Genomic DNA, 2,716 nt, shown 5'->3' on the forward strand with positions numbered 1-2,716 from the left:
TGCGTATTTCAGCCCATCGTGGACGGCATTTCAGGTTGATGGTGGACGGGATTTCAACGTAGTCGTGGACGGCGTTTCAGTCTGATCGTGGACGCTGTTTCAGCGCCATCGTGGACGATTGGGGGTTGCGCGCAGGTGATTTTTGACCGGGATAGGCTGGCCGCTTTTTGCGGTTCCAGTCAATGCCAACAAACAGAGTCACCATGCGCCGTATCCGAGAGGCATTGCGCCTGCACCTGCAGGCGGGGTTGAGTTACAACGAGGTGGGCCGCGCGCTCAAGATCTCCAAGAGCGTGGTCGGCAAGTACGTCTCCCTGGCCAAAGTCGCGGGCGTCGATTGCGCCGTGGCCGATGGCCTGGATGACGCTGAACTGGAGTCGCGCCTGTACCGTCCCGCGGTGCCACGGGCGAGCCACCAACTGGCCCCCGACTTCGGCCAGATCCACCAGGAACTCAAGCGACCCGGCGTCACGCTGATGCTGCTGTGGGAGGAGTACGCCACCGGCAACGCACTGGCTTACAAATACACCAGCTTTTGCGTCAAGTACCGCGAGTTCGCCAAGACCCAGGCACGCTCGATGCGACAGATCCACATCGCCGGGGAGAAGCTGTTCGTCGACTACGCCGGTTCCACCGTTCCCATCATCGACGCCAGCACGGGCGAGATCACGCAGGCCCAGATCTTCGTGGCCACACTGGGCGCATCGAACTGCACCTACGCCTGCGCCACACCGCGCCAGACCACCGCCGACTGGATCGCTGCCCAGGTCCAGGCACTGGAGTTCTTCGGCGGGGTTCCCAGACTGATCGTGCCTGACCAGACCCGTGCGCTGATCAGGCGTCCCGATCGCTACGACCCGGAGCCCAATCGCAGCTACGAGGAGTTCGCCAAGCACTACGGCTGCGCCATCCTGGCCGCTCGGCCCGCGCATCCGCGTGACAAGCCCAAGGTCGAGGGCTCGGTGCTGTTGGTGCAGCGCTGGATCCTGGCGCGGCTGCGCAACCGGCGCTTCTTCACCTTGCACGAGCTCAACCAGGCGATTGGCCTGCTGTTGGTCGATCTCAACCAGCGGCCGTTCAAGAAGCTGCCAGGCTGCCGACGCAGCGCCTTTGAGCAACTGGATGCTCCGGCGCTGCGGGCGCTGCCGGCAGAGCGCTTCGTCATCAGTCGCTGGAAGACGGTCAAGGTCAACATCGACTACCACGTCGAGTTCGAGGGCCACTGCTACAGCGTGCCGCACCGCCTGGTCGGCGCCCGGCTGGACGTGCGCGTCACCGCAGCGCTGTTGGAGTGCTTCGCCGCGAACCAGCGCGTGGCCTGCCACGCCGTCAGCACCGTGCGCGCTGGCTTCACCACGGCGCCAGAGCACATGCCCGCCTCACACCGGGCGCACCTGGAGTGGACACCGGCCAAGCTCATTGCCTGGGGCGCGCGCATCGGTGTGAGCACCGCCGCGCTGGTGACTTGGCAACTGGAGCGGCGCCCGCACCCCGAGCAGGGCTACCGCGCCTGCCTGGGTCTTCTGGCGCTGGCGCGCAAGTACACGCCCGAGCGCCTGGAAGCCGCGTGCACCCGCGCCATGGCCATCCGCGCGCCCACGCTGCGCAGCGTGACCAACATCCTCAAGTGCGGCCTGGACAGCCAACCTGCGCTGTTCACCTCAGCAGTCAACCCCGTCATTGAGCACGAGAACGTGCGCGGCCCCGATTACTACCACTGACCCCAACTCCCAACTCCCAACCGAAGGACCCATCCCCATGCTGAGCGAACACACCCTGGATCAACTGCGCGCCCTGCGCCTGGACGGCATGGTGCGAGCCATTGAAGACCAGGCCACCAGCACCGCCGCGCACGAGCTACCCTTCGACGACCGCCTGACCATGCTGGTGCAAAGCGAGATCGCCTGGCGCGATGACCGGCGCGTGGCCCGGCTTCTCAAGGCGGCCAAGCTCAAGGTGAGCGCGGCCTGCATCGAAGACATCAACTGGCGTGCCAGCCGTGGGCTGGACCGTGGCCTGATCACCGCGATGGCCGGCGGCGACTGGCTGCGCCATGCCCGCAATCTGCTCATTACCGGCGCTACCGGCAGCGGCAAGACCTGGCTGGCCTGCGCACTGGCGCATCAGGCCGCACGCAGCGGCTTCTCTGTGCTGTACGTGCGGGCCGCCCGGCTGTTCGACGAGTTGCAGGTGGCGCATGGCGATGGCAGCTTCGCTCGGCGCCTGACGCAGCTCGCCAGACTGGACCTGCTGGTCATTGATGACTTCGCCATCTCGCCCATGGGTGCACCTGAACGCAACGACTTGCTGGAGTTGCTGGACGACCGCATAGGGTCCCGATCCACGCTGATCACCAGCCAGTTGCCGGTCAAGGATTGGCACACCTACCTCAACGACCCGACGCTGGCCGATGCCATCCTCGACCGGGTTGTGCACAGCAGTCACAAGATCGTGCTCAAGGCCACCAAGTCCATGCGCGAAACGATCGAGGGGGGCGCCTGCGGCGCCCTGGCAGGGGCCTGAAGATTTGGAGAGATAAAACCGGGGCCAAACCAACCCCGACACCAGCTCCAAGCCAGACCGTTTCAGGCTGATCGTGGACGATTGCGATACATTCACACCAGTTCCTGCGCGCTTCCCCAGCGCCGCCACGGCAACACCGATTCTCCGTCCACGATCAGCCTGAAACAGGCGTCCACGATCGCTGAAATACGCA

The 2,716-nt window shown here is 65.1% G+C and carries 2 protein-coding genes; both read left to right on the forward strand.

Annotated features, from left to right (window positions below):
* Positions 1–182: 182 nt before the first annotated feature.
* Entirely contained in the window at positions 183–1,721 is a 1,539-nt protein-coding gene (gene istA / locus B0E41_RS21775) for an IS21 family transposase (protein ID WP_077334402.1), read from the forward strand.
* 37 nt (positions 1,722–1,758) lie between these two features.
* Positions 1,759–2,523, forward strand: coding sequence for an IS21-like element helper ATPase IstB (gene istB / locus B0E41_RS21780; RefSeq protein ID WP_077334404.1), 765 nt, complete (start codon positions 1,759–1,761; stop codon positions 2,521–2,523).
* The last annotated feature ends 193 nt before the right edge of the window (positions 2,524–2,716 follow it).

This window comes from Hydrogenophaga sp. A37, assembly GCF_002001205.1.
Lineage (GTDB): Bacteria > Pseudomonadota > Gammaproteobacteria > Burkholderiales > Burkholderiaceae_C > Hydrogenophaga.